Origin of the sequence: Peteryoungia desertarenae (assembly GCF_005860795.2) — a bacterium.
Taxonomy (GTDB): Bacteria; Pseudomonadota; Alphaproteobacteria; order Rhizobiales; family Rhizobiaceae; genus Allorhizobium; species Allorhizobium desertarenae.
In genome coordinates, this window is sequence record NZ_CP058351.1 from 351,414 (window position 1) to 377,574 (window position 26,161).

The 26,161-nt window shown below is 56.9% G+C and carries 22 protein-coding genes and 1 pseudogene; 6 read left to right on the plus strand and 17 right to left on the minus strand.

The window, feature by feature from the left end; all coding sequences use genetic code 11:
- Positions 1 to 60 precede the first annotated feature (60 nt).
- Positions 61 to 321 (plus strand): annotated as a pseudogene (locus FE840_RS18960) (integrase core domain-containing protein); the annotation flags it as partial.
- Between the two features lie 145 nt (positions 322 to 466).
- Here FE840_RS18960 and FE840_RS18965 read toward each other — a convergent pair.
- Positions 467 to 1,486 carry an NAD-dependent epimerase/dehydratase family protein gene (locus FE840_RS18965; RefSeq protein WP_179028223.1) on the minus strand — a complete coding sequence of 340 codons (1,020 nt, stop codon included), beginning with the start codon at positions 1,484 to 1,486 and terminating at the stop codon, positions 467 to 469.
- Here FE840_RS18965 and FE840_RS18970 point away from each other — a divergent pair.
- Positions 1,466 to 2,679 (plus strand): IS3 family transposase gene (locus FE840_RS18970; protein WP_138289831.1). Its coding sequence is split into 2 segments (ribosomal slippage): positions 1,466 to 1,802 and positions 1,802 to 2,679, totalling 1,215 coding nucleotides; the frame shifts between segments, so codons are not numbered across the junction. The genes FE840_RS18965 and FE840_RS18970 overlap by 21 nt on opposite strands.
- 37 nt (positions 2,680 to 2,716) lie before the next feature.
- On the opposite strand, the gene FE840_RS18975 is transcribed toward FE840_RS18970, so the two are convergent.
- The 16 genes from FE840_RS18975 to FE840_RS19050 form a co-directional block, all read right to left on the minus strand.
- Entirely contained in the window at positions 2,717 to 4,591 is a 1,875-nt protein-coding gene (locus FE840_RS18975) for a nucleoside-diphosphate sugar epimerase/dehydratase (protein WP_138289274.1), read from the minus strand.
- A gap of 121 nt (positions 4,592 to 4,712) precedes the next feature.
- Positions 4,713 to 5,273, minus strand: a complete 561-nt coding sequence (locus tag FE840_RS18980) for a sugar transferase (RefSeq protein ID WP_138289208.1) — start codon at positions 5,271 to 5,273, stop codon at positions 4,713 to 4,715.
- Positions 5,274 to 5,432: 159 nt separating this feature from the next.
- Complete coding sequence (locus tag FE840_RS18985; protein ID WP_138289209.1) at positions 5,433 to 6,686, minus strand: glycosyltransferase family 4 protein; 1,254 nt, start codon at positions 6,684 to 6,686, stop codon at positions 5,433 to 5,435.
- The gene (locus FE840_RS18990; RefSeq protein ID WP_138289210.1) at positions 6,683 to 8,041 is read right to left on the minus strand and encodes an O-antigen ligase family protein; all 1,359 of its coding nucleotides are present in this window, start codon (positions 8,039 to 8,041) and stop codon (positions 6,683 to 6,685) included. The genes FE840_RS18985 and FE840_RS18990 overlap by 4 nt, the downstream gene beginning before the upstream one ends.
- Positions 8,042 to 8,121: 80 nt before the next feature.
- Entirely contained in the window at positions 8,122 to 8,856 is a 735-nt protein-coding gene (locus FE840_RS18995) for a glycosyltransferase family 25 protein (protein WP_138289211.1), read from the minus strand.
- 25 nt (positions 8,857 to 8,881) lie between these two features.
- Positions 8,882 to 10,363 (minus strand): ArnT family glycosyltransferase, encoded by a 1,482-nt coding sequence (locus FE840_RS19000; RefSeq protein WP_138289212.1) that lies wholly within the window; start codon positions 10,361 to 10,363, stop codon positions 8,882 to 8,884.
- A 2-nt stretch (positions 10,364 to 10,365) separates the two neighbouring features.
- The gene (locus FE840_RS19005; RefSeq protein WP_138289213.1) at positions 10,366 to 11,448 is read right to left on the minus strand and encodes a glycosyltransferase; all 1,083 of its coding nucleotides are present in this window, start codon (positions 11,446 to 11,448) and stop codon (positions 10,366 to 10,368) included.
- A gap of 373 nt (positions 11,449 to 11,821) precedes the next feature.
- Positions 11,822 to 12,805 carry a UDP-glucose 4-epimerase GalE gene (gene galE / locus FE840_RS19010; protein ID WP_138289214.1) on the minus strand — a complete coding sequence of 328 codons (984 nt, stop codon included), beginning with the start codon at positions 12,803 to 12,805 and terminating at the stop codon, positions 11,822 to 11,824.
- Between the two features lie 561 nt (positions 12,806 to 13,366).
- Positions 13,367 to 14,287 (minus strand): nucleotidyltransferase and HEPN domain-containing protein, encoded by a 921-nt coding sequence (locus tag FE840_RS19015; protein ID WP_138289215.1) that lies wholly within the window; start codon positions 14,285 to 14,287, stop codon positions 13,367 to 13,369.
- A gap of 136 nt (positions 14,288 to 14,423) precedes the next feature.
- Complete coding sequence (locus FE840_RS19020) at positions 14,424 to 15,110, minus strand: autoinducer binding domain-containing protein (protein WP_171033807.1); 687 nt, start codon at positions 15,108 to 15,110, stop codon at positions 14,424 to 14,426.
- A gap of 56 nt (positions 15,111 to 15,166) precedes the next feature.
- Positions 15,167 to 16,441 (minus strand): aminotransferase class I/II-fold pyridoxal phosphate-dependent enzyme, encoded by a 1,275-nt coding sequence (locus FE840_RS19025; protein ID WP_138289217.1) that lies wholly within the window; start codon positions 16,439 to 16,441, stop codon positions 15,167 to 15,169.
- 101 nt (positions 16,442 to 16,542) lie between these two features.
- Complete coding sequence (locus FE840_RS19030) at positions 16,543 to 17,253, minus strand: winged helix-turn-helix domain-containing protein (RefSeq protein ID WP_138289218.1); 711 nt, start codon at positions 17,251 to 17,253, stop codon at positions 16,543 to 16,545.
- Between the two features lie 108 nt (positions 17,254 to 17,361).
- Positions 17,362 to 18,405 (minus strand): extracellular solute-binding protein, encoded by a 1,044-nt coding sequence (locus FE840_RS19035; RefSeq protein ID WP_425502240.1) that lies wholly within the window; start codon positions 18,403 to 18,405, stop codon positions 17,362 to 17,364.
- Between the two features lie 14 nt (positions 18,406 to 18,419).
- Complete coding sequence (locus FE840_RS19040) at positions 18,420 to 19,154, minus strand: ABC transporter permease (RefSeq protein WP_138289276.1); 735 nt, start codon at positions 19,152 to 19,154, stop codon at positions 18,420 to 18,422.
- Positions 19,155 to 19,302: 148 nt separating this feature from the next.
- On the minus strand, positions 19,303 to 20,151 hold the full coding sequence (locus FE840_RS19045; protein ID WP_138289278.1) for an ABC transporter permease: 849 nt from the start codon (positions 20,149 to 20,151) through the stop codon (positions 19,303 to 19,305).
- A 56-nt stretch (positions 20,152 to 20,207) separates the two neighbouring features.
- Positions 20,208 to 21,305, minus strand: coding sequence for an ABC transporter ATP-binding protein (locus FE840_RS19050; RefSeq protein WP_138289220.1), 1,098 nt, complete (start codon positions 21,303 to 21,305; stop codon positions 20,208 to 20,210).
- Between the two features lie 222 nt (positions 21,306 to 21,527).
- On the opposite strand from FE840_RS19050, the gene FE840_RS19055 reads away from it, so the two are divergent.
- From FE840_RS19055 to FE840_RS19070, 4 genes are all read left to right on the plus strand, one after another.
- Positions 21,528 to 22,217: a GntR family transcriptional regulator gene (locus FE840_RS19055; RefSeq protein ID WP_138289221.1), complete on the plus strand. Its 690-nt coding sequence runs from the start codon at positions 21,528 to 21,530 to the stop codon at positions 22,215 to 22,217.
- A 94-nt stretch (positions 22,218 to 22,311) separates the two neighbouring features.
- Complete coding sequence (locus tag FE840_RS19060; RefSeq protein ID WP_138289222.1) at positions 22,312 to 23,661, plus strand: aspartate aminotransferase family protein; 1,350 nt, start codon at positions 22,312 to 22,314, stop codon at positions 23,659 to 23,661.
- 2 nt (positions 23,662 to 23,663) lie between these two features.
- Positions 23,664 to 25,379 carry an acetolactate synthase catalytic subunit gene (locus FE840_RS19065; protein ID WP_138289223.1) on the plus strand — a complete coding sequence of 572 codons (1,716 nt, stop codon included), beginning with the start codon at positions 23,664 to 23,666 and terminating at the stop codon, positions 25,377 to 25,379.
- The gene (locus FE840_RS19070; protein ID WP_138289224.1) at positions 25,376 to 26,152 is read left to right on the plus strand and encodes an SDR family oxidoreductase; all 777 of its coding nucleotides are present in this window, start codon (positions 25,376 to 25,378) and stop codon (positions 26,150 to 26,152) included. The genes FE840_RS19065 and FE840_RS19070 overlap by 4 nt, the downstream gene beginning before the upstream one ends.
- Positions 26,153 to 26,161 lie beyond the last annotated feature (9 nt).

Below are 26,161 nucleotides of genomic sequence, written 5' to 3' on the forward strand. Positions count from 1 at the left end.
ACAGCGAACCCGCTCAGACCGTCGCGTCAATGTGCATGGAAACAAGCGCTTACCATCAAGATGTTGAAGGATGCCGAAATCAGTATCTCGATGGACGGCAAGGGAGCTTGGCGGGACAACGTCTTCGTCGAAAGGCTCTGGAGATCGATCAAATACGAGGAGGTTTATCTTCACGCCTATAAAACCGTGTCATACGCCCGCCTCGGGATCGGCCTATATCTGGCCTTCTACAACAGTCGCCGCCTACATTCGTCTCTTGACCGGAAAACTCCGGATCAGGTCTACTTCAACCAGCCGCAGACAATTCCCCTCGCGGCATAAAAGCGCCGGAAACCACTTAACAATCGGCACGAAGCTGTTCAGACAAACCGAGCCAGCTCTGGTACTAGGAAGCAGCCGGGCTCAGAACCTCGCTAAAGAGCTCTCTTTTCAGAGCAATTACAAGACTCTAGATTTATGAAATGCTCTAGAGGGACATTTGAAGTTTCGTAGTTATCCTTAGGGCCTCTTGAGCCTCGTGCGGTTGGTGCCAGCTGAGCGAAATTCGCGTGCTACTGTCATCCACCTCAAGTGACGTCATAAGGCGCTGAACCTTGGCCTGTAGTCCAAAAATCCGTCCACCCATGTTCAGAATGATTTCCGGTAACGGCCAGCTCCTCAGTTTCTTGCCTTCTGCGCTGGCAATCTCATCCATTAACTGGTGGGTGGAGACAGACTGTCCGTCGCTTACTAGGAAATGTCGATTCTTAGCCTCAGGGTGGGCGACTACGTGCATGATGAAGTCCGTTAGATTCCCAACGTAAATGAGTGATCTTTTATTGTTTACATTTGCAAAAACGGACGGAATTCCGTGATGCACCCATTTGATTAGGGTTCGGAAGTTGCCACCTACGCCGGGGCCGTAGACCAGGGGCGGACGGATTACCGTAATCTCCAATCCAGTCTCACTTGCAACGTTCCAAAGTCCTGCCTCGGCTTCTGTTTTCGAGATAGCGTAGGGATCTTGCGGGTTGGGTGGATCAGAGTTCCTGAAAGGTCTGCCCGGTTCCGTTTCTTCCCCATTCACCTTGATGGTGCTCATGAAGATGAAGCGCTTGACCCCGGCTTTAGCAGCTTGTCTGGCCAAGTTTATGGTCGAGTCAACGTTTGCAAGGCGAAAGGCTGCCAGCGGGTTCGCTTCAGTCTCTCGCATGACGTGCACCCGTGCTGCAAGGTGTACGATGGTGTCCACGTTGTGAAGATAAGGCCGCCAATCGGTCTCGGGCGTATAGGATTCAATCTTGATTGATCCCTGGCTTTCGCTTCGGCTTATAGCCCTAATCGGCAAGTTACGGTTTCTCATGTCCGCTGCCAAATGCGAACCAACAAAACCCGATGCCCCGGTAATCAGTGTGAACTGCCCCCCATTTCGACCGGACAGTCGGCATAAGCAGAAAGGCTCAAGCACGGGCTTGAGGACAGGCTTATGTCTAACGAGTATCGACATGTTGAATTGCTGACGGGTGATGTCCGCCGCAGGCGCTGGACAACCGAGCAGAAGCTGACAATCATCGAGCAGAGTTTCGAACCAGGCGAGACGGTGTCTTCGGCCGCTCGCCGCCATGGCGTCGCGCCCAATCTGCTTTACCGGTGGCGCAGGCTTTTGAGTGAGGGAGGTGCTGCAGCCGTGGATTCGGACGAGCCGGTTGTCGGCAATTCGGAAGTGAAGAAGCTGGAGGATCGTGTCCGCGAGCTGGAGCGCATGCTCGGTCGCAAGACGATGGAGGTCGAAATTCTCCGCGAAGCCTTGTCCAAAGCAGACTCAAAAAAACGGATATCGCGGCCGATCTTGTTGCCGAAGGACGGTTCCCGATGAAATCAGTCGCCGACACGCTTGGCGTATCCCGTTCCAACCTGATCGAGCGGCTGAAAGGCAGATCGAAGCCGCGTCGCTCCTATCACAAGGCCGAGGATGCAGACCTCTTGCCCATCATCCGCAGGCTGGTGGATCAAAGGCCAACCTATGGCTATCGGCGGATCACCGCGCTCCTCAATCGCGAGAGGCGAGCCGCCGATAAGCCTGTCGTCAACGCCAAACGGGTTCATCGCATCATGGGCAACCACGCCATGCTGCTGGAGAAGCACACCGCCGTTCGCAAGGGCCGCCTCCATGACGGCAAGGTGATGGTCATGCGCTCGAACCTGCGCTGGTGCTCGGACGGGTTGGAGTTCACCTGCTGGAATGGCGAGGTCATTCGTCTTGCCTTCATCATCGACGCCTTCGACCGCGAGATCATCGCCTGGACGGCGGTCGCCAACGGCGGCATCTCCGGCTCTGACGTGCGCGACATGATGCTGGAGGCGGTCGAGAAGCGCTTCGCAGCAACGAGAGCCCCGCACGCAATAGAGCATCTCTCGGACAATGGCTCGGCTTACACCGCGAGGGACACGAGACTGTTTGCCCAGGCGCTCAATCTGACGCCTTGCTTCACGCCGGTGGCCAGTCCGCAGTCGAACGGCATGTCGGAGGCCTTCGTCAAAACCTTGAAGCGGGACTATATCCGCATCTCAGCTCTACCGGACGCCGAAACAGCGCTCCGGCTCATCGACGGATGGATCGAGGACTATAACGAAATCCATCCCCATTCCGCGCTCAAGATGGCTTCTCCACGGCAGTTCATCAGGGCTAAATCAAACTAGCCGACATGTCCGGTGAAACGGGGTGCACTCCACAGTGTTAATCCCATGCTGGATTCTCAGCATCTGCCAAGTTTACACTCGTGCGGTCGTCGGGAGTGGCAGCTCTATTGAAAACTACGTCAAATAGGGTCTTCCTGGCTAATTCGTCCTCACCTGTCTCGAGAGCTAGCTTTAGTTTGTTCAACGCTGAGAATATCTCGTAGCTGACGATAGCTGAGGAATTTGCCCTCTGAATTTTGGGATGGCGCGTGGGCTGAGCGTTTTGGCTGTCGTAAAACAACTCCTCGAAGAGCTTCTCTCCTGGCCTTATGCCGACATACTCAATCGCAATTCCTCCATCGGTTATCTTGTCGTCTTTGACAGAGAAACCCGCAAGTCGGATCATGTTTTCCGCGAGTTCGCGTATGCGGACTGGTTCGCCCATGTCGAGGAGGAACACGTCGCCACCTTCTGACAAAGCGCCGGCCTGAACGATCAGTTCCGCTGCCTCAGGAATGGACATGAAGTACCGCGTCATTTCCGGATCGGTTACCGTAACAGGGCCGCCTTTTGCGATTTGTTCCTTGAACAGTGGCACAACCGAACCGTTGGACCCGATCACATTACCAAAACGAACGGCGCAGAAAGTCTGTTGTCTTCCACTTTTCCTTGCGTCGACCGCGATCTGACGAACGATCAACTCAGCCCAGCGTTTCGTGGCACCCATGACATTGGTCGGGCGAACAGCCTTGTCGGACGAGATCAGCACAAAGCTTGATACGTTCTGTTCAGCCGCCGCTTTCGCAATGGTCAAAGTGCCGAATATGTTGTTGCGTATGCCTTCCAGAACATTCGCCTCGACTAGTGGCACATGTTTGTGGGCTGCTGCGTGGTAAACGACTTCGACGCCGTGATCACGCAGCGTTCTATGCACAAGTTGCGCATCGGTCACGGAGCCCAAGACTGGAGTGATAGGTGTTTTAGTTCCGCTCAACAGCTCTTGTTCTATGCGATAGCGCGCGAATTCACTCGACTCGAGCAGGATCAGCTTCGATGGCTTCCAGGATGCGATGAGGCGACAAAGTTGGGAGCCGATGGACCCACCGGCGCCCGTCACCAACACGGTCTTTCCGGTCAACGCCTGAGCCAGAAGAGCTTTGTCCGGCGGGACAAATGATCGCCCGAGAAGCTCATCGATCTCGATCTCTCTGATCTGATTTACGATGTATCGTCCGTCGACGATGTCAGAGATGTCGGGGACACTCCGTACCTTAACACCAAGTCCGGCAACTCGCCCGATGACTGCTTGCCGGCTTTCTGCGGGGATGGACGACATGCTGAGAACGATTTCGCGAATTCCGTACCGTTCAACAAGGCTTGGCAGCTGTTGGGGCGGAAAGACCCTGTAGCCCGCGATATCACGCCCATGATTCGCAGGATCGTCGTCAATAAGGCCCATGACATATCGGTTTCCATGACCCCGCAACGCTCGTGCCAGCTGCGCTGCGGTTGGGCCGGCTCCATAGATAAAGATAGGCTCCTCGTTGCGTCGCATGCCTGTACCCATGTTCAGGATCCATTTGGCGACAAAACGGGAAGAGCCAACAAGCAGTGTGCCGATCAGGAAGTAGAGGAACGGGACCGATCGGGGAACAATGCCCTGGCCTGCCATTTCCATCAAAAAGATAATGATGATCCAACTGACCGTCGCGATCATCATGGCCTGGATTATGGTCCAGACGGCGGCCTCCGGGAGATAGCGAATGACAGATCTGTAGAGGCCAAGGCGAATGAAGACGGGGATCGCGACGAGTGGCGCGACTGCCGCCAGCGTCAGGCGCTCCGATGTGATGGCTGGTAACCAATCAGACAAACGGAGCGCATATGCGGCCCAAAGAGCGACCAGCAGAGAAATGCAATCCATGAGGATCATCAGCGCCCGTTTCCAGCGGCGCGGGGTGCGGATAACCGTCTCGCGAATTGTTCTGACGATCACTCTGTCGACCAGCTTGATTTTGCTTATGGCGCTGTGTGCTTTCGGGCTGGATGGCGCATTAGTGTGCCACCCCCTTGGCTCGGATGACCTTAATGACGGTCAGCATCAGAATCCGCAAGTCGAACAGGAAGCTCTGGCGCAGTTGGTACTCTACATCAAAGGCCACTTTGATGGGTATCTCGAGTTCGTCTCGACCGTTGACCTGGGCCCAGCCCGTTAATCCGGGTCTCAGCTGATGCACCCCTTCTTTTGTGCGCGCGGTGATCAGGTCGTCCTGGTTGAACAACGCAGGTCGGGGACCGACCAGACTCATATCGCCTACTAGGATGGACCAGAGCTGCGGGAGCTCATCCAGGCTCGATTTGCGCAAGAAACCGCCAATCGGAGTGAGATGACGTGCGGCATCGCCCAGCAGATGGGTGGCAACGACCGGGGTATCTGTACGCATCGTGCGAAACTTTGGCATCAAGAACAGTTGGTTTCCCTGCCCCACTCTTTTGGACCAGTAAAGGGCAGGGCCGGGAGACGTTATCCTGACCGTAAACGCAATCAAAGCCATCGGTACGCAAAACAAGACGAGAGTCACGGCGGCGACTGCAGCGTCGAAAAGTCGCTTCATACTCATAATGCATCCGTTGATCTGAACACGAGGCTTGGCTCAATAATCCAATTGCTGGTCTGCCGCCAGTGACGTTTTGCAATCCGAATGGATAGCTACAGTTGCGGATGGCGGTGTTGCCTACAGTTATTGTCTATCTGTCCTTGTCGGCGGGGCGAATCAGGCGATCGTTCGTAAGGTGTCCCCAGCCACTATTTGCCATGTCCTTAGGTTAGGTTTGGCGAGGTCGATCCTTCGGCGCAAATCGAGGCTGAACTCTTTATTCGTCAATAGACGGTAAACATACTCACGCAGATGAGTTGCATCATCAGGCTCGAAGTAAAGCGCCAGGTCCCCGCAGACTTCTCGCAACGCTTCCGCTGTCGAGCAAATCACTGGTGTGCCGCACCAGAGCGCCTCACCGGCAGGCAGGCCCCATCCCTCTAGTTTGCTGGGCATAACCAGAGCGAGAGCGCCCGTGTAGAGCTTGACGAGATCGGTCTGGTTGGGATTGTCGATGAAGATAATCTTGTCCTGAATGCCACGAAAGACGGGCCTCGATGCATAGCGACGCAGGCGCTTTCTGTGCGAGCCGGCGATCACCAGCTGCGGTACAGGCCTGCCGTCAGCATGCATTTGTCGCAGGGCCTCCAGGACGACTTCGATGTTCTTTCGCCCGAGATTAAGGGCTACCGTCAGAAGGTATGGCTGCGATGGCGCTGAGATCTCCGACGCTTCAGTGCCTTCTGGACAATGGTGGACGAGTTGCACCACATCGACCGGTCCGCGCGGCTCGGGAAGCATGCCCTTTTCGACAAAGCTTTGGAGCTCTTTCGCGGTGAAATTCGAATTCGTGAGGATCCGGCCAGCATGCTCGATCAGGTATCGGTTATCTGCCAGGAAGTTGCGGTCGAGTTTGCGGAAGCGCTTTGTCGCCCTGTCATGCAGTGGCATGAAATCGTGGAGCAAGGGCACGATGGTCGCTCTTGATCCCCGACCGCGGAGTACCCTGACCATGTCGACGATCAGTTTCGGCCGTGCTGCGGAGAAGAAGGTGCCGCTTTCGATTGCAACGGGCTTCAGATGTCCTGCGTGTTTAAGCCAGTTGTCCCTGTTTTTCTTTGGCGTCGTTCGGTTCAAAAGCCAGAAGATGAGCGGCAGGATGGGGTTCTTTCCGAAATACGACCTCACCCATTTCTGGCCGACATCCTTCGGCAGATCGAACTCGACGGTCCCGTCTTGTCGCTTGTGCCAGGTAACCTCGTAGAATTCCTGCATGCCAAAGGAGAAGACAACGAAGCGGATGCCTTCGCTGAGCAGGGCTGCTTCTCTGCCGATTTCGTGGACGGTTCGCGCAATCCCGTAATACTGCGTGCGCTTTCCGGATGTGGAGAGCTGCGCTTCGGTCAGATCGAAGTAAAGCGGGCCGGTCATGTCGGGGCTCTTTCCTGCATGCTGTTCGACAGGGCATAGAGTACACCGCAGAGCAGGCAGAAATAATGCGTGTAGAATTTCAAGTTCAGGAATGAATCGAACATCATCGCAATACCCCAGAAGAGCGATACTCCTGTTGTCAGGAGTAGTCTGTCAGCAGTCGATAGACCCTTGGACACAAACCAGGGGATCGCAAGGAAGATCAGGCCGAGCGAAAGCTGGAGCAATCCACCGGTTACGAGCCAGGTGAGGTACTGATTGTGATTGTGCTCGAAGCCATAGGTCGCGTGGATTAGCTTCTGAAGATAGAGTGAGCCATGACCAAAGATGGGGCTCTCCTGGATTGCGGTGAGCGACGTCTCCCACATGGCGAGCCGAAGTCCGATCGCATCGTCATTTGTGACTTCTGTCGACTGGCTTGGCTCGGGTTGCTTTGCCGCTGCTTGCGCGGAGCTATCGGGAATCTGTACCGCTTCCTGTGCCGGTGCCGGCTGTTTCGCGGGGGCGGTTTGATCTTCAGTTGGGTTAAGCTGCGCGGTTAACCTCCCCAAGGTCTCGAATGTCGATGAGAAGCGGCTGGCTGGTCCGCAATCGGTTGCCAGACCGATCGCAACCGAAATCGCCGCCCCAGCGATTGTCGCCGACATCAGATGATGCCACCGGGGCATGCTCTTAGCGAAGGATGGTAGGAAGCTTATGAGTAGTAGCAGTCCGAAAACTCCGACTTGGGCCACGGCCACACCGCGGGAACCGGTATAGGTCGTGGAGACTACGATGCTGAGCGCAAGCAAGCCGACGCGAAGCCAGCGCTCGCGCTCGGCCAGCCTTTCCCATCCGACCAGACAGATAAATGTCAATGTTGAGAACAACAGTGCAGGTATGAAGGGCCAGGGAGCGAGGCCCCGCACACGGCAGGCATCCCTGATCCCGGCAAACATCATATAGGACAAGACGGCGAAGCAGGCGACGAGCAGCCAGGGCATCAGTCTGCGGAATACAGAGGCCAGATTTCGGATCTGCAGGCTTCGTAGCAAGCCAACGACAAGCATCGCGATCGCCACAGAATAGGATTCAAGGCTTGGATTGACCGGGCGGGGATCTGAAGCCCCAAGTCCGGTGAAGAAGAAAAGGGTGAAAAGGCTGTATGCGAAGTAGATGCCGAAGGGGGCCAGCAGCGTCCAGATCGACACGTGATAGTGTCTGTTCTTGAGCGCATGCAGCAAGAAAGGGATGGGCAAGACGCCCGCAACGACGAGAAGAGGCGTCACCTTGCTGCCGAGAAACAATGCGACGGCAAGCCCTGTGAGAAACAGGAAGTCTGAGAAATTCCACAGGCGATCGATATGGGTCTTCATGGTCCCGTTCCAGATATCTCAGGGCTCGAGGATGAGAGGGTCAGCTGTGGTGCCGGGTCGAAATGTCATGCCCCGTTTGCTCAAGCGCGAAGTGCATAGGCCATTCTTACAAAGTCATCTCGCAACCTGCGTGCATAGGTCCCGAGACGTTTCCATTTTGGGAACTTAACGGACCGGTAGATGTCGCGTGTTGCAATCGTCGTGCCACCGCGCGCTATATTCGCCACGTTCTTCCGCGTTGTGTAGACAAGCCCACTATGGTCCCAGCCCCGCTCGAGGGCTGCGTCCCAAGGGTAGCGCATGACCGTCAGGTGTTCGATCAAGAGCGCTGCTCCTCGCCGGGAAACAGCATAACAGGCCGATGAACCGAGGGGGCCGTGAATGGCGCGACCGATCTCGTCACCTCGGCTTGATGTGTTGGTCTTCAGGAAGCCGACGACTCGGTGATTGAAGAACTTGATCACGTCTGCATCCGGAACCGCGTCGAACGCGGCTTGCACCCGATCCTTGAGATCCGCACTTAGTTCTACATCGTCTTCAATGATAAGGGCGATATCGTTGGTCGTTGTGAGGAATGCGTTGAGCGCCTTAACATGGCTCCTGTAGCAGCCATACTCGCCGGCGAGCATCAGGCGACCCGTGTTACGGCGGAATGCGGCATCGTCGACTGCCTCCCGCTCTGCTTCCGGAGTCAACTTGCCGTCGACCGCCGAGACGCGGGTGAGGGACAAGCCTAGTGCGCTGGCGCGATCCGCCAGGATTTCCCAACGGTCGGCCGATCGATCCAGATTGATCGCAAAAATTGCGACATTCATGTTTTCATGTCCTTGCACCATATCCTCATCCTCTTTCGAGCAGGAGGTAAGGGGAGATGTCAATGCCGGTGTCTTTGTGCCCGGGAAGACTGCTGCAAGTTTCATCGGCAATCACAAAGTCGGCGTCGACGTCAGCTTGCTTGGCAATGCTGATCTTATAGAAGCGTTGCATGTAGGTGTGCAGCGCCCAGTCCTGCCAGGCATTCTGGCATGCGCTTATCAAAGGCCTGCAGTTGGTTTCATCAGAGCACACGAACTCCTCGATCAGTGCGGCCTGCTCGATCGTTCGCGCGTCTGCGCCTGGGCGACCGATATTCGCGACCACAAGCAAAATTGAAGCGACAAAGAACAGCAGCGAGCCAAACCCGAGAAACTTACTCTGGTGTTCTCTCAGGCGAGAAAGTCCGTCCATAAAGACCGGCGCAACCAGGATTGCAAAACCTGCCGAGTAAAGAAGAAGCGACGTGTTGAAATAGAAGTTTGCGACACGCGGGCTGAGCCCGATGGGCAGCGAGGCCGACATTCCCACCAGGATCAAGAATGCAGCACGCTTCAGACGCGTCCTGGTCTTCTCGGGGGCATTTTTGCCAAGCTTCCAGCGCCAAGCCGCGAAAGCTGCAGCCGCCAGGATTGCCAGCGAGTATCCATTGACACCAAGGATCTTGCGGAAGACGTAAAGGCCCCCGCCATAATGCCCACGAGCGCCACTCAGGCTCGATACGAGTTGCGCGGAAACGTATCGGCCAAGGGCTTCGCGTGATGGATCGAATGCGTAAAGCAGGCCGAGAAACAGTCCAATCACTAGAGCGATGACAAGACTGTCGATTACCATCGCCAGAAAGGACTGCCGCCGAAACACCAACCAGTCGATTGCAGGGACTGCCAGCGGAAACAGGCCGACTGGTCCCTTGGTCATGAGCGACATGCAGATCGCGAGACCAGCAGCTGAAACCAGAGCGAGACGCCGCACAGAGGCAATCGGTGCCGGCCGATCATAGGCGACAACCAGCAGAAGCACGGCTGTCAAAGTGAAGACGGCGAGCAGGTTGTCCAACAGGCCGTTGGCAAAACCCCAATTCACCCGGCCAGCGATGAGGGCAAGCATCAGGGCGAATGGGAATCCTGCCTGCACGAGGACGTCGTCCTTGTTCAGCCGCTTCCAGATCTGAAACAGCAACAGAGCGCAGAGGATGAAGGTCAGAAATGAGAAGCCCTTTTCCACTGCGATGCTGTCGCCGAACAGCTGAAATCCGATCGCCTGCAGCCAGAACATCAGCGGAGGATGTTCGGCGAAGGTCGGAAACAAAGTGTCTGAAAGGTACGGAGCCCACATAGAACCGCGCCCCTCTGCCAGGTTGCGAGCGAGGGTCGCGTAGATGCCGCCATCGAAGAACATGGACACATGAACGAGCTGGACGAGGATCTGGAGGCAGATGGCGCCCAGCAAAAACAACCAGACGGCATTCATGACCGTCCGCGAAGGCATTGGGCTATGACCGGCTTTCATGCTCACTTCCAGATGAACCTGTTGGCGATGACAAATTTCCAGACGGTGTCGATGGCGATACCGGCCAGCGTTGCGATGAAGACGACATGGATCAGGTTTTCGTAGGCAAGGGTGGCGGCGGATACATTGGCAACGATGCCAACAGCCGAGACTGCAAGAAATTTAAAGTAACCCGACAATAGCCGTACCCCGTGCAGTCGCCTGTCCTGGAATGTCAGCAGGTTGTTAAGCAGGAAATTGCTCGTCGTCGCAATCAGGGTCGCAATCGTCTGGGAAACGGCGAAGGAAGCCGAGACCGCCAGCACCGAGTAGAGAACGGCGAAATGCACGAAAACCCCGGATCCACCAACAAAAACGAAGGAAATGAGTTTCGCTGGCACGATGCCTCTCGTCATCTTGCTCATCAGGAAGGTCGCGAACTTCCACAGTACATAGCTGTCCAGCTTGGAACTGCCGTGGAGGCGGGTTCCGAAATCGAAGAAAACTTCTCCGTGACGCAGTGTCTTGTCCGTGTAGAGGATGTCGAGCAGCAGCTTGAAGCCGGGATCTCCGAGATCAGGCGCAAGCTTAAGGAAGCGGTCCCGGCGGATCAGGAAGAAGCCCGTCAGGGGGTCTGCGAGTTTCCGTCCGATAACGAAGCTGCTCAGTGCATTGCCGATCTGCGAGAGTTTTCGGCGAATCGGCGATAGTCCTTCCAGAGCGTGGTCATCTTCGAGGCGGCGTGCGGCACTGACGATGTCGAGACCATCGCGTTCCATGCGTTCGACCATTTCGATCAGCACTGCCGGATCGTGCTGTCCATCTGCGTCCATGACGCAAAGCAGGTCTCCCTTTGCCGAGAGCATGCCCTGGATGCTCGACTTGGCGAGGCCTCTATCAACGAAACGAATGATGGGCCGTACTCGCGGTTCGGTGATCCCATATTCGAACGCTTTGCGCGCCGTGCCGTCGGCGGAATTGTCATCGACAAACAGCAATTCCCAGTCAAAGTCGGCGAGCGACGCCTTTACCCGTTCGGCGAAAGGCACAATGTTGGCGACCTCGTTATAGGTCGGTGCAATGATAGAGATGCGGTTAGAGGTCACGGCATGTCCTGTTGCAACTGCGGAAGGCGCTTGTCGGAACCGGCCCGGGTAGCAATCAGACATGCCAAGAAACAAATGTCAGCAGGGATCAAATCAAAACCGCCTTCCAAGCAAATCGGGTGAAGCCCATGCAAAGCACGCGTTCATTGCGCTCTCCAACCTCTGAAGGGGTAAACGCTGAGGTTAGCGGTCAGTTCGCTAGCATTTAGGCAACTGTCGGGCAACTGCCCATCTCCAGAAATTGCATGACGATTTTCGAATCTGATTGCCCGCACAACAGCAACCAGGCATGACGCTGGATGTACAACTGCACACTTCATTCTGATTGGAATTCCGTCTGACGGAATTGCACTTGGCATTCACGGCAGCATCTTTAGCGCAAGTGCCCGTTGAAAGAAGAATGCCACTTCCAGGCCGAGCGGATGATGTCATCTATATCAAGCTTCGGTTCCCAGCCTAACACCTCATACGCCAGCCTGTTGCTAGCAACAAGGCTCGGAGGATCGCCAGGTCGGCGTTTTGCGTGCTTAATGTTCATTGAACGACCCGATATCTTCTCGATCGCTGATATCAATTCTTTGACTGTTGTTCCATTCCCTGTGCCAAGGTTCACCGCGATGGTGTCGCCGCCATTAAGCAGGTATTCAACAGCTCGGACATGAGCATCTGCCAGATCGTTGACATGGACATAGTCTCTAACGCAGGTTCCATCGCGGGTATCGTAGTCGTCACCGAAAACTGAAAAGAATTCGCGCCGGCCAAGCGCCGTCTCGATTGCGAGTGGTATGGCATGTGTTTCCGGCATATGCCTCTCACCAACACGACTTTCGGAATCGGCGCCAGCGGCGTTAAAATACCGCAGCACCACCGAGCGCATGCGACCGCAGGAGCTCAGGTCGCTTAGCGCCTGCTCAACGATATACTTGGTGCGACCATAGGGGTTGACGGGCTTCTGGTTGTGTTTTTCGTCGAGCGGCAGATACTCCGGGTCGCCATAAGTTGCGCAGGTTGATGAGAACACGAAATTCTTGATATTGGCTTCGCTAAGCGCCTGGAGCAAACTGAGTGTGCCCGATACGTTGACATCATAGAAGTGCTCTGGCTCCCGAAAGGACTGGCCGACCTCGATCAATCCTGCAAAATGCAGGACTGCCTTTGGCTGGTAGTTTCTGAGCACTTCTGCAAGTCGCGCCCTATCCCTAATGTCGCCCTGTTCGGCAGGACCCCATTTGACGAATTCCGGATGGCCTGACGTGAAATTGTCATAGACGACTGGCAAATAGCCACGCTCAGCAAGTGCCAGGCAGGTGTGGGAGCCGATGTAGCCGGCACCACCAACGACGAGGATGACGCTCATTCTTGCGCCCTAACCATGATGACTCTGCACGGCGATGTCTCTGCCAGTGACGTTCCAGTTTCTGAAACCGTCTTGGTGGATTTCTGTCAACTGAACATATCTGCAATTCAAAATTTTGACCGATCAATTACACACTATTGCTGGTTGCTTGGATTGCGAGCGCCAGCCTCTTTTGTAAGGCTTCCCAAACATATCCAAGCAAGAAGTTGCCTCGCTTTCTAAAAAAGCCAGGGCCAGTGGCTACGTCAGTCGGTTGGTAAACATAAACAATCGGCAGATCAAGGAGACGTGCCGCAGTATCAGCCCCATCCAGCGGCCAAGGCGTGTTGAATGCTGCTGGAATGCCATATCCGGATGTTTCCGGCCTTTTCTTCTTCCGTATTTTTACCTGGGTGAGAGTGGGTCGGTATCGTGCGCGGTACACCTTGGTGTACACGTTCGTGTAGCGCTACTCTGCCTTTTGGTATAGTAACTTAGCCAAGTGCCTGAAAACGCTGGTAGCGCTTGGCCACCTGGTGAAGAGTCCCACCGTCCAACTCTGTGGCCATTCGATGCGCCCGTTCATGTTGCCCTCCCATCGTCTGTTTCCGCTTCAAGCCGTGAAATGTGTTCACAACTAACAACGTTGACCACCTCCAATAGTTGCTGAGCCTGCTGAAGCAGCCAACCCAGCGCTTCCGGGCTGATGTCAAAATGCTCCGAATAGCGGGCTTTGACATAGGCTTCGTTGAGAATGTTGTACCATGCGCCATAGCGGTGTTGATCTCGCGGCCAAACGTCGATCAGGCGACGATCAAGGTCCTCAGCCAAGCCACGGAGAAACTTGATATTGTGGCTCGGTGGTCCGTAATTGGAAACTGTCAGAAGTACACAAGAGTAAGCTCGTTCAACGGCTTGATGCAACAGAAAGGCAGCGCGATTAAGCCAGCCCTCGCGCACTGCCATTTCTGCAAGTTTAAGGAATTCGAAAGCCGCTTCGGAATTGTGCCGGAAGTGAGTTGAACTCGCCTCCAACGCCTCGGCTACCGTCAAGTTTTTCGGTTCAACCAAAGGCTCATCATCGATTTCATGCAGGACAATGCCTTCACGGCGAATGTCCTCGAAGAAATACTGCCCCAGCTTCAATGCACGGTTGACCTCTCGCAGGCCGTGAACAATCAGCCCGACCGGCGTCTTGACACCGGGGTCCCACAGAAGCCGGTCTTCGGCCTTGTCCCAGTACTGCCTGTCTGCAAGCTTGGCGGTGTTGACGATCACAAGAATATCGTAGTCGGACCTATAGCCCTTCATCGTGTGGGGTTCATCGACCCATGTTCCACGGGCATAGGAGCCGAAGAGGATGATTTTCAGGATCCGTCCGCGCTTTTTGAAATCCGCGGACGCATAAGACAAGGCGTCGGCAAATTCTTCCTGAAGGATTTCGACCACGCGCGCCAGTTCGCGCTGTTTCTTTTCCGGCAGGTGTTCGAGACTGGATTTCATGCTGTCACCGATAGGATAAAGTCTCGGCCCCGTCTACTCGCAGATTTTATGGCAATCACCCCGCCCAGATCCCCACTGGTCCCGCGTAGTTAGGCCGTAATCGCGCTTCTTCGCGGGCGAACCGGTCAGCCGATATTCAGATCAATCCCTTTCTGATGGCAAGGGCGATGGCATGGGAGATGTTGACGGCATTCAGAGCGTCCCTTGCCGCGTTCAGATGGAACACCACGGTCCAGTAGCTTATGTCTTCAAGGATGGCGATTGCACCCATGGCCTTGCCTTCCGCAGCCCATCGCAGGCAGGCGGCCTGCCTGGGAGAGAGTGTTCTGGATGCACTGCCGGGAAACTGACGCTGCACCCCTTGAAGCGTCAGGTGCAGCATGGCGCCGGCCGTTGCTGCGAGGACATCGTCAGCTTGCATATCGAGCGGCTCCGCAGTGCGAGCCGTGAAGGTCAAGAGCGCCAGATGTCCGAAGCCGGTCTGTACGGGAACGCTCAGTCCATAATGCATCCGATGCTGTACTGCCGCTTCAATCAACGCTGCCGCCTCCGGCTTGGCAAATTTCTGCAAAAGCGGCAGGTCCCAGAAGAAGGCTCGCTTTCTCGATCTCGCCAAGGTCAACAGCGGATCAAAAGATCCCTTTTGATGATAGGCGAAGGTCCATGTGTCAGGTGCGGTCGAAACGAGGTTGATGCGACCGCAGTGACGATCGGCGTAGATCACATGGTTGAAGCCGGCCTCATGGGCAAGCTCTGCAACACCCTTGAACAAGATGTCCGGATCTTTGACGAGCGTGATGCGATCGATCAGTCTCGCAAACAAATGGACGGTCTTGCATGAACGCGTGACAGGCCTTCGCTGATAACATTCCGCAACTGTCATCGGTATCCCTCGCGAAGCTCTTCGAGGGTTCTGGCGATTGCTTGACACAACTCGCGTATCTGCTGCTCCGTGTGGGAGGCTGTCACGCAGATACGCAGCCCGGCTGCACCGCGAGCCACCGTCGGAAAGAAGATGGCGGATGTATAGAAGCCAAGGGTCAGCAATTGTCTCGCAATCGCAACGGATTGCAATTCGTCACCGATCGGGATCGTGCGGATCGGCAGAACGTCATCGGCATTACGTGTAGGCAGCAATCGATCGAGCAGTGCAAGGTTCTCTCGCAAGGTCATCTGGAGGCGCCGCAGGGCCGGCATCCGATGGATGACAGCCGATCCCCTGGCCGCCCCGATTGCAGCAGTGTTGAGGGACGCCGAAAAGGCATGGGCAATCGCAAACCGCCTGAAGAGGAGTTCTTGCGCTGCTGTCCCGAGCATCAGGATGCCGCCGGAGGCGCCAAATCCCTTGCCGAGAGAGGCAGCGATGATCGTCCGGTCGCCGAGATCGGAGAAGACCGATCTGGCAAAGCCCGAGCCTTGGTTCCCGAGGATCGAGATGCCATGGGCGTCGTCGACATAGAGAAAGAGACCATAGCGTTGCTGGAGATCGGCAAGGTTTAAAAGCGGTGCATGGCCGCCCATGGAATAGACGCCATCACAGACATAGGCGACGCAGGCGTGGCTGCGGCAAAGCGCTTCGAGGGCATCCATGTCATTGTGAGGGATAGTGGCAATCTCTGTCTCGGCAGCAAGGACGGCCTTGTGATAGGCAAGCGTGGCATGGGCCAGCCGATCAAAGACCACCAGAGGCTTTTGACCATTGGTGAGATGCCCGGACGCCAGAAGAGGCAGCGCGCTCATATTGGCGGCAAGCACTGTGGTGAATGTCAGCACTCTTGCTTGAAACAGATCCGAAAGATTGTCTTCGAGATCGCCAAGGATGGAAAAATTCAGGCGAGTCCTGGCACAAGACCAGTGCAGGGTGCCCGCATTGTGAAGTTCCTGTTCTGCAGCCGCAACGACGATTTCGTGATTGTCGAGGCCGAGATAGGAGCATCGGACGAAATCGACGATATCCCGGTTTTCCGAGACAAGATGCACCTGGCGACCTGCCATTGGCCGCGCATAAAGGGCCATGATGCCGTGATAGCCGGCAGCCACGAAACTCGGTCCGGCCTCCGCAATCATGGTGGCGGTATTGCGGTATCGTGTCGATGATGGCTCCCGCTCGCTGACGACGTGCGGCGATGTGGACGGCTGATTTGTCGTTGTCATGGCAAACTCCATCGCGACCATTGCGAGAAGTCCACCACGTTTTCACGCCCGCTTCCACGAAGACAATCTGAAGATTGTGTAAGGGATCGACCGTCTTCTGTTCAGTCTCCTGGCTCCAATACATCCAGTGCGTAGCCGCTCGAGCGGATCGTGCGGATTTGCAGGAGATTGCTGGTTCGCGCGACGCAGCGGCGCAGCTTTGTAATATGTACATCGACGCTGCGTTGACTGACATGCCGGCGGCCAGGCCAGACCTGACTGACAAGGTCCTGTCGTGTCACCACCTGTCCCGAACAAGACATAAGGCCCATGAAGAGGCGAAACTCAATCGGGCTCAAGCTGGCGCTGGCAAGAGGACCCGTGATCAGACGCCTTTGCTCATCAATCGAAAGATCAGCCAACCTCAATTTCGTCGGAGCGGCCGCCGATGGTTCCGATCTGCTTTCCGCTTCCAGACTGAGGTCCGCGAGATAGGCCAGCAGCCGTTCAGGCGAGATGGGACGCATGAAGCACTCCGTGACGCCGGCCTTGACGAAGTCGAAATAGCTTTCCTCATGACGGGCTCTGATCAGGGCAATGATGTTTTGCCGGGCCGAGGGCTCGCTTCGACGCAGCGCATGGCAGAGTTCGATCAGGTCCTCCAATTCGTCGCTCGTATCGAGAAGAATGGCAAGCACCTGGTTGCCGATCAGATCGAGGATGCCTTGCAGGTCAGTTGCGGGTGAAGATCCATATCCTGCCGTTGCGAGGATATGGCTCATCAGCATGTAAAAATCGGGGTCACTGGAATAGATGATCAACTGCCGTTGCATGCAATTGCCTCCCTGTCCTCGGTTTCGCTCCGGATGCCGGTGGGCGCTTCTTGTAAAGTACAGCACACCGGCATCCGGCTTAGCCGGTCTGGGCGTTCCGGCTCGCTGTTACTGGACCCATGTGTTCCAGCGCTGAAGGAGCATCGCTGCATTGGCATTGATCCAGTCGGCATCCGGGATGATGATCGTGCTTCGAACCTCTTCGGCCGTTGGCATGGAACTGCGAGTTTCTTCCGACATCAGAGCGATGGCGTCAGTGCTCGGAGGTGTGCAGGACAGGACATCACAGGCCCTTGCCTGAACGGACGGGTTTTCCAGCCAGAAGGCAATCAGCTTCAGCGCAGCCTCGCGATTGGGGGCACCCTTGAGGAGTGCCACGCGGTCGCCGACGAGAAAGGCCTGACGGTACGACCAGGCAATCGGCAATCCCTCGTTTTTCATGGCGCGCGCACGGGTCAGCCATATCTGGCCGAGATCATATTCCCCGCTGCGAAAGCCTTGCACGCTCTGATCACCGGTTTTCCACCAGACGGTGACGCTGTCACGGATCTGGTCAAGCTTGGCGAGGGCCCGGTCTACATCAAGGGGGAAAAGCTCATCTCTCGCGACGCCGTCCGCCAGAAGGGCGGCCGCCAGGACACGCCAGGGATCGTCGAAATTGGGGAAGGCTCGCCCGCCGGGAAACTGATCTGTCTCCCACATGTCGGCCCAGCCCTGCGGTTCAACGGTCATGTTCTCCGATACCCGATAGGCGAGAAGCGTTGCGGTGGACTGCAGCAGGGCGCCGCCGGATGTGCAGGCATTGCCGGCCAGATCCTTGCGGCTGGAAAACCGTTCGCAAAAAGCGCTCAAATCCTCGGTGACCTGTTTGTGGGCCTCGGAGGCTGACTGGATTTCACCCTCCAGATAAAGATCCCAGGTGACATTGCCTGCCTTGACCATGGCGGCGGCCTTGGCGCGCATTTCGGCATTGGTTGCCGAGATGATTGTGACGGCAATACCGGTAGCTTCCGTAAAGGGATCGAACCAGGCTTCCTTCAATGCACGATCATAGGCGCCACCCGTCGAGGCGATGATGACTTGATCCTGTGCCCGTGCTTCTGTCTGAAGCGTGACGAGGCCGACCGATGTGATCAGGCCGGCAAGCTGCATGATTGCTGTTTTCTTCATTCTTGTTCCACTCCTGTTTGTGTTCTGGAAGAGGCGGCTTGCGATATGAGATGTGCGAAGCCGATGAGCATGAGAGAGGCGATCACGGTCACGCTGGAGGCGGCTGCAATGACCGGCGTGAGGTTGAAATCAATGTCTTCGAACATTTTTCGGGCAATCGACTTGCCGCCGATATCGGAGATGAAGAAGGCAACGGTTGCCTCGTCAAAGGATGAGAGGAAGGCGAAGACCGCACCTGAGGCAACGCCCGGGGCGATCGCTGGCAAGGTCACATGGAAAAAGCATTGTGCCCGGTTTGCCCCGCAATTGAGCCCGGCCAGCTCTAGGGCGGGATCCATGCGTTTCAGGGATGCTGTGACGGTGATGATGACGAAGGGGACGGCAAGAACCGTATGGGCCAGCAGAAATCCGGTCAGTGTTCCCGTAAGCCTGAGCGGCGAGAAGACGAGATAGAGCGCAACGCCCAGAACGATATGCGGGACAATCAAGGGCGCAAGCGACAGGGCATTCAGCAGACCCTTGAATGGCATTTCGCCGCGCTCGATGGCCAGGGCAGCCATTGTCCCGATGATGGTGGCGCAGACGGACGTGGCGCAGGCGATCTTCAGGCTGAACGAGGTGGCCGCCATCCAGTCGGGGTCGTTGAAGAAGGCGATATACCAGTCCAGTGTCAGTCCGTTCGGCGGAAACTGAAGATGATTGGTCGCGCTCAGCGACATGGGAATGATCATCAGCGTCGGCAGGATCAGGAAGAACAGGATGAGACCGAGTGCCAAGCAGGAAAGCAAGCCGCCGAGCCCGGCAACTGCGCCAGGGTGGCGGTTTCGCAATCCGTGGATATTGCCGCGCCGAACCGCTTTTCCGATCGAGATGTTTCTGTCAACGAACACTGTGGAACCCCTTGTTGAGTGAAAGCCCCTTGCGGAAGATGATGACGATCAGGAGCGTCACCGCGAGAAGGACGCTCGACAGGGCGGCAGCAAATGGCCAGTCTAGAAGGACTGTTGTCTGCTGGCCGATCAGGGTCGCCATCAGCATCGAGCCCGGGCCACCGAGCAGGGCTGGCGTGATGTAAAAGCCGAGTGCAAGGACGAAGCAGAGGAGGCCGCCGGCAAAGACGCCGGGAAGGCTGAGCGGCAGTGTCACATGAACGAAAATGCGCAGCGGACTGGCGCCGAGATTGGCCGCCGCTCGACCGTAATCGGGCGAGAGCGACCGCAAGGTCGAGAAGATCGGCAGGATAGCAAAGGGCAGGAGGACATGGATCATGCCCAGCACGACGGCACCATGGGTGTAGAGAAGCTTGAGCGGCCCATGAATAATGTTAATGGCCTGCAGGAGGTCGTTGACCGGTCCGTTGCGCTGCAGAAGCAGGATCCACGCATAGGAGCGAACCAGGATCGAGGTCCACAAAGGCACGAAGACACAGGCTGCAACCAGGCCGGCGCTCACACCACGCATTCTTGTCATGGCATAGGCGACGGGATAACCGAGGATGAGGCAGGCAAGGGTAACAAAGGCTGCTGTCAGCACGGTGTCGGCCAGGATGCCGAGATGGAAGGGGTCGCCGATCAGTCTGAGATAGCTTTCGCCACCACTGGAAAAGCTCAATTCGACAAGCTTTCCGACCGGGTAGAGGAAGCCGAGAATGAGGGCGGCCACCAGCGGAAGAACGAGGAGCAGGGCTGTCAGCAGCGGGTAATGGCTGGCATTTGCAGCATGCGTCATGTGCACAAGAAGGAAGGAAGGTTTGGTCGATGATGTCTGTTCCATGATCCCGCACCTCACGACTGGCTGTAAAGAAGCACGGATTGCGGTTCGACCTGCAGCGACAGACGGTCCCCCCTGAGGGGCACCGGACCGTCCTGACCTGTCAGCGCAACACGCAGATACTGTTCGGTCAGTCCCGCGACATGGACGATTGCGGTCCGTGATGCTCCGGCAAAGATGAGAGTTTCCACGGTTGCCAACAGGCTTCCGCCGCCTTCTTCACGACCGGACTGCACACGCAGATGCTCCGGCCTGACGCCGATCCGCACAGGGCTTCCCCTTGACGGGTAGCGGGCCGATACGAGATTGGCCGGTTGAAGCGTGATGAGGTGGCGACCGATCGCAACCCTGAGGTCTGCCCCGCTGACGTCTTCAACATGGCCGTCAAGGAAATTGATGGTGCCGACAAAGTCGGCAATGAAGGCAGAGGCCGGACGGCTGTAGAGTTCGCGAGGCGTTCCGATCTGCTCAAGGCGACCGCCATGCATCACGGCGACCCGGTCCGACATGGTCAGGGCCTCTTCCTGGTCATGGGTGACATAGATGACCGTGGCGCCGATCCGTTCCTGGATCTGCTTGATCTCGATCTGCATGTTTTCCCGCAGTTTCTTGTCAAGGGCGCCAAGGGGTTCATCCATGAGGATGACCGGCGGATCGAAGACCAGGGCGCGCGCAACGGCGACCCGCTGCTGCTGGCCGCCAGACAGTTCATGAGGATAGCGATCGCGAAACGCTTGTAGCTGAACGAGGTCCAGCATGGTGTCGACCCGCTGGCGTGCCGCTCCTCCCTTGGCCAGATGCCGCATGCGAAGCGGGAATTCGACGTTCTCACGCACTGTCATATGGGGAAACAGGGCATATTTCTGAAACACGATGCCGATATTGCGATGATTGGGTGCAACGCGGGTGACGTCCTCGTCTCCGACATGGATCGAGCCTGCCGTCGGCGCCTTGAATCCGGCAATCATGGTCAGAAGCGAGGTCTTGCCGGAACCGGACGGTCCCACGATCGAGACAAATTCACCCGCCTCGATCTTGATGCAGGTGTCATGGACGGCCCAGACCTGCCCGTAACGTTTCTGGACATGGCGGAGCGCCAGTGCTTCTCCCATGGAGTTCCCTTTCCTGTTTCTGTCAGTCGTGGCGCAGGCGCTCGGGAGGCGTTGCCTGAAAAATGACGTCTCTGCGCAGGTCCCACCCCTCACATTACGGGGCAGATGACTGGGATTGCGACAAATGCTAATATTTGGTGCGACAAAACTTTGTGAAAACTTCACATAGCAATTTTTGTTGCATCATAAATTCCGCAAGTCAACACGCTGAGGATGAAAAAGATGGATGAACTGCGAGATCACGCGCAAAGCGGGCAGGCGCCGCGTCTGGGCGATGCTGCCTATGGACAATTGCGTGATCGCTTGAGCCGGGGCGTCTATCGGCCAGGCGACAAATTGACGGTCCGGTCTGTTGCCGAGGCGCTCGGTCTGAGCTCGACGCCGGCGCGCGACGCATTGAACCGTCTCGTTGCCGAAGGCGCCCTTGTTCACACGGGCCCGAAAACCGTGGTCATTCCCGTCCTGACCGAAGAAGACCTGCGGGAAATCACCATGATCCGCCTCGCGCTTGAGGGGCTGGCTGCAGAGCTGGCAGCTGAGCGCTGTCGACCTGAAGATGTTGCAAAGCTTCGGGATATTCAGCTGCTTATCAATCAGGCTCTGGACAGGGGTGCCTATAGCGATGCGCTTTGGCACAACAAGGAATTTCACTTCCATCTTTACGGCCTGTGCGCAATGCCCCGACTGGTGGCGATGATCGAGCCCCTGTGGCTGCGCGTCGGGCCTTCCTTTCACGGGCTCTATCCGGCCTTTGCAGAACAGCGTTACGGCGTGCGCAATCACGATATGGCCATCGAGGCCATGCTGGATGGCGACGGACGCGCGTTGCGGGCCGCGATGGAGGGCGACATTCGCGACGGCTACCGGCGTCTCCGGCTGGCCCTGACCGAGCGCCAGGCCGGTCGCCCCTAGATTTTTGTTATATTGACTTGACCTTTCTCAATTTTGTTGCAACAAAAATGCAAAGTCTTTGCAAAGCAGAGCCAATGGCAACACGAGGTGAAAGATGCTGCAGGAACAAACAAGTGCGGCGGGGATAGACGATCCGCTGCAATCCCGGACCCTGTACGCCAGGGCGCGGAAGAGCTTTCCACTGGGAATCAACCGGGGGACCATGGAATTGGATCCCGGTCCCATCTACATGGCGTCGGGCCAGGGTGCCCATATCACCGATCTGGACGGACGGCGTTACCTTGATCTCAACAACAATTTCACGACGCTTTTGCACGGCCATGCCTATCTGCCCGTCATGGAGGCTGTCAGCAAACAGCTGCGGCAAGGAACCTGTTTCGCCAATCCGACCGCTCATGAGATCGCACTTGCCGAACTTCTCATCGAGCGCATTCCCGCAATCGAACAGTTGCGCTTCGTCAATACGGACAGCGAGGCCGTGATGTTCGCCATCAAGGCTGCACGCGCCTATACCGGCCGTCCAGCCATTGCCCGCTTTGCCGGCGCCTATCATGGCTCTTACGACTGGGCCGAAATCGGCCAGAACGTCGCTTCGGACGACAGAAAGGACAGGTTGGCAACTGCCGCACCGGCTTATCGTGGAGCGCCGGCCCACATCGCCGATGATGTGCTGGTACTGGAATTCAACGACATCGACCGGCTTGAGCTACAGCTTGCGACCCTTGCAGACCGGCTCGCGGCGATCCTGATCGACCCCATGCCCAGCAGGGCTGGTCTGCTTGAGCCGCAAAAGCCTTTCATCGATCTCATCCATTCCCTTTCGCGACAGCATGGAATCCTGATCATTGCCGATGAAGTGCTGAATCTGCGTCAATCATATCAAGGTGCTGCGTCGCGCTATGGCCTGGTTCCCGATCTGCTGACGATGGGCAAGATCATTGGCGGTGGCTTCCCCATCGGTGCAATTGGTGGTCGCTCCGATGTGATGGCCGTTTTCGGCAAGGAAGGTCAGCCATGCCAGGTTTCGCAAGGCGGAACCTTTTCGGCAAATCCGGTGTCCATGGTGGCCGGGCTGGTTGCCATGCAGGCCATGACACGATCGGCCTTTGACCGGCTCGAGCGCATGGGCGACAGGCTGCGATCGCAGCTGGCGCAATGCGCGGGCAACCGCAATCTGGCCTTCAGCATCACAGGTGCAGCTTCGCTGTTTCGCATTCATCCCCGTTGGGTCGCTCCGTCGCGCTATGCTGAGGCAATCCCGACAAAGGACGGGTTGACGGTGATGCATGCCATGACCCGTTTTTTCCGGGAAAATGGAGTGTGCCTGCCTCTGGGTGCTGCGGCCTGTCTTTCGACACCGATGACCGATGCTGACATCGATCACGTTGTAAGCGTGTTTGACGATTTTCTCAAAACCCCGATTGCCCGTCGACAGGAGACATGATCATGGACATCACGACCAAAACACTGACCGTCGCCGATCGCATCGTCGAAGCACTCCTGCGCCATCAGGTCGAGTATCTGTTCGCCCAGAGCCTGCCCTCGGCCGTCGTCCTTGCGGCGGAAGCTCGCGGCATCCGGCAGATCTCCTATCGTCAGGAAAACATGGGCGGTGCCATGGCGGACGGCTATGCGCGTCTTTCCGGCAAAGTGGGCGTGGTCGCTGCACAAAACGGACCTGCAGCGACATTGCTGGTCCCGCCGCTGAGTGAAGCCCTGCAAGCCAGTCTTCCCGTGGTTGCGCTGGTGCAGGAAGTGGAGCGTGATCAGGCTGATCGCAACGCCTTTCAGGAGCTTGACCATATCAGCCTGTTTCAGTCCTGCACAAAATGGGTTCGCCGTTGCGTGGTAGAAGACCGGATTGAGGATTATGTCGACGCCGCATTCACCGCGGCGGTGACCGGTCGTCCCGGCCCAGTTGCTCTTCTCCTGCCGGCAGATCTTTTGCGGGCGCCGGCGGGCCCGGTGGCAAGACAAAGGTGGGCCAATCTCGGGCATTTCCCGCTTGATCGCGTGAGGCCTTGCGATACACTCATTGACGCTGCTGCAGACTGGATCCTTAAGGCCCGCAAGCCAGTCATCCTGGCGGGTGGCGGCGTACATGGCTCGCAAGCCTCTGCTGACCTTGCTCGCTTGCAGGAAATTGCCAGCCTGCCCGTGTTTACAACCAATATGGGCAAGGGTGCCGTTGACGAACATCATCCACTGTCACTCGGGGTCCTCGGCTCCTTGACCGGTCCCTCTGCCCTCGGTCATCAGACACTTGAATTCATGCAGTCGGCCGATCTGGTCATCCTCATCGGCACACGGACCAATCAGAATGGGACCGATAGCTGGCGTCAGATCGGCCCCTCTGCAAGGGTCATTCACATCGATATTGATCCGGTCGAGATCGGACGGAATTACGAAGCGCTGCGACTGCCGGGCGATGCTGCGGAAACCTTGAAGGCTCTGGTGCAAGCCCTTGAAAAGCAGGATCTTTCCACCCGTAGCGCTGTTCGCGATGATCTCGAAAGGACGATCGCGCGGTGCTGGAAGCGGTTTGACGCAGCGCGGGCTCCCGCCTACCTGTCTGATGCCGAACCCATCCGACCCGAAAGGGTCATGTGCGAGCTGCAGCCCTGGCTTGACGAATGCCTGACGGTCGTTGCCGATGCGAGTTATTCATCCATGTGGGTCACCGGTCAACTGCGTTCCGTCAGTGCCGGCACGCGTTTCATCACGCCGCGCGGACTTGCGGGGCTGGGTTGGGGACTGCCGCTTGCCATCGGTGCCAAACTGGCGCGCCCCGACATTCCGGTGGTTGCTCTGGTCGGCGATGGAGGGTTTGCCCATAGCTGGGCGGAACTGGAAACCATGATCCGTCTGAAGATCGCTGTCACGGTCATCGTTCTCAACAATGGCATTCTCGGGTTCCAGCGTGATGCCGAAACCGTAAAATTCGGTCGCTTCACGAGCGCCTGCCATTTCGCCCCGGTCAATCATGCATTGCTTGCCGCGGCTTGCGGATGCCCGTCTGCCCGGATAGTCGATCCCCAGGATCTTGCAGATGGCATCGAGACCGCGCTCAACAGTGACGGACCCTTTGTGATCGAGGTCATGACCGATCCCGAGGCTCACCCCCCTCTTTCCCTCTTTGCGCAACTGGATGAGGCTGCATGATGGGTGAAGGCGAAGACCGAGTTGCTGTTGTCACGGGCGGCAGTTCGGGGATTGGTCTGTCGGTCTGCGAGACATTGTTGTCGAAAGGCTACAAGGTGGCCTTTTTCGGCAAGAAAACCGAGCATGTTGCCGACGCGCTTGAACACCTCATTTTGCGCCATGGTGTTGCCAATGTGATGGGTCGCTCCCTTGATGTCAGTCTGGCCTCACAGGTGGAGACCTTCTTCGAAGAGGTTACCGCTTGCTGGCATGCCCCCGACACACTTGTCTGCAGTGCCGGCATTTCGCCCAAGGCGGCTCTGGGGCCAGATGATTGCATCGATCTGGACCTTGAGCAATGGCAACGTGTTCTGGCTGTCAACCTGACCGGGGTCATGCTGTGTTGCCGACAGGTCAGTGCACCCATGATCGCATCCGGATTCGGTCGGATCATCATGGTCGGATCGATTGCAGGTCGAACACAGCCGAAGATTGCCGGTACGGCCTATTGCGCGACAAAATCGGCTCTATCGGGTCTGATGCGTTCCTTGATGGTCCAGACCGCCGGTCATGGCATCACCGTCAATCTGGTCGCGCCGGGTCGTATCGTGACCCCGATGACCGGTCCCATCGATCACCCCGTCAATCAGGCTGCCATCGGCCGGATACCCGTCGGGCGGCTTGGCCAGCCCGGTGACATTGCCCATGCAATTGCATTTCTGGCGTCCCGCAAGGCCGGTTTCATCAACGGCGCCGTGATTGACGTCAATGGCGGAGAATTCTCACCCCCCTGACCATGGAGG

Coding starts and splice junctions, on each gene's coding strand:
- FE840_RS18965 (WP_179028223.1), bottom strand. CDS start 1,486: ATGTCGATACTCGTTAGACATAAGCCTGTCCTCAAGCCCGTGCTTGAG.
- FE840_RS18975 (WP_138289274.1), bottom strand. CDS start 4,591: ATGATCCTCATGGATTGCATTTCTCTGCTGGTCGCTCTTTGGGCCGCA.
- FE840_RS18980 (WP_138289208.1), bottom strand. CDS start 5,273: ATGAAGCGACTTTTCGACGCTGCAGTCGCCGCCGTGACTCTCGTCTTG.
- FE840_RS18985 (WP_138289209.1), bottom strand. CDS start 6,686: ATGACCGGCCCGCTTTACTTCGATCTGACCGAAGCGCAGCTCTCCACA.
- FE840_RS18990 (WP_138289210.1), bottom strand. CDS start 8,041: ATGAAGACCCATATCGATCGCCTGTGGAATTTCTCAGACTTCCTGTTT.
- FE840_RS18995 (WP_138289211.1), bottom strand. CDS start 8,856: ATGAATGTCGCAATTTTTGCGATCAATCTGGATCGATCGGCCGACCGT.
- FE840_RS19000 (WP_138289212.1), bottom strand. CDS start 10,363: ATGAAAGCCGGTCATAGCCCAATGCCTTCGCGGACGGTCATGAATGCC.
- galE (WP_138289214.1), bottom strand. CDS start 12,805: ATGAGCGTCATCCTCGTCGTTGGTGGTGCCGGCTACATCGGCTCCCAC.
- FE840_RS19015 (WP_138289215.1), bottom strand. CDS start 14,287: ATGAAATCCAGTCTCGAACACCTGCCGGAAAAGAAACAGCGCGAACTG.
- FE840_RS19025 (WP_138289217.1), bottom strand. CDS start 16,441: ATGACAACGACAAATCAGCCGTCCACATCGCCGCACGTCGTCAGCGAG.
- FE840_RS19030 (WP_138289218.1), bottom strand. CDS start 17,253: ATGCAACGGCAGTTGATCATCTATTCCAGTGACCCCGATTTTTACATG.
- FE840_RS19035 (WP_425502240.1), bottom strand. CDS start 18,405: ATGCAGCTTGCCGGCCTGATCACATCGGTCGGCCTCGTCACGCTTCAG.
- FE840_RS19040 (WP_138289276.1), bottom strand. CDS start 19,154: ATGATCATTCCCATGTCGCTGAGCGCGACCAATCATCTTCAGTTTCCG.
- FE840_RS19045 (WP_138289278.1), bottom strand. CDS start 20,151: ATGACGCATGCTGCAAATGCCAGCCATTACCCGCTGCTGACAGCCCTG.
- FE840_RS19050 (WP_138289220.1), bottom strand. CDS start 21,305: ATGGGAGAAGCACTGGCGCTCCGCCATGTCCAGAAACGTTACGGGCAG.
- FE840_RS19055 (WP_138289221.1), top strand. CDS start 21,528: ATGGATGAACTGCGAGATCACGCGCAAAGCGGGCAGGCGCCGCGTCTG.
- FE840_RS19060 (WP_138289222.1), top strand. CDS start 22,312: ATGCTGCAGGAACAAACAAGTGCGGCGGGGATAGACGATCCGCTGCAA.
- FE840_RS19065 (WP_138289223.1), top strand. CDS start 23,664: ATGGACATCACGACCAAAACACTGACCGTCGCCGATCGCATCGTCGAA.
- FE840_RS19070 (WP_138289224.1), top strand. CDS start 25,376: ATGATGGGTGAAGGCGAAGACCGAGTTGCTGTTGTCACGGGCGGCAGT.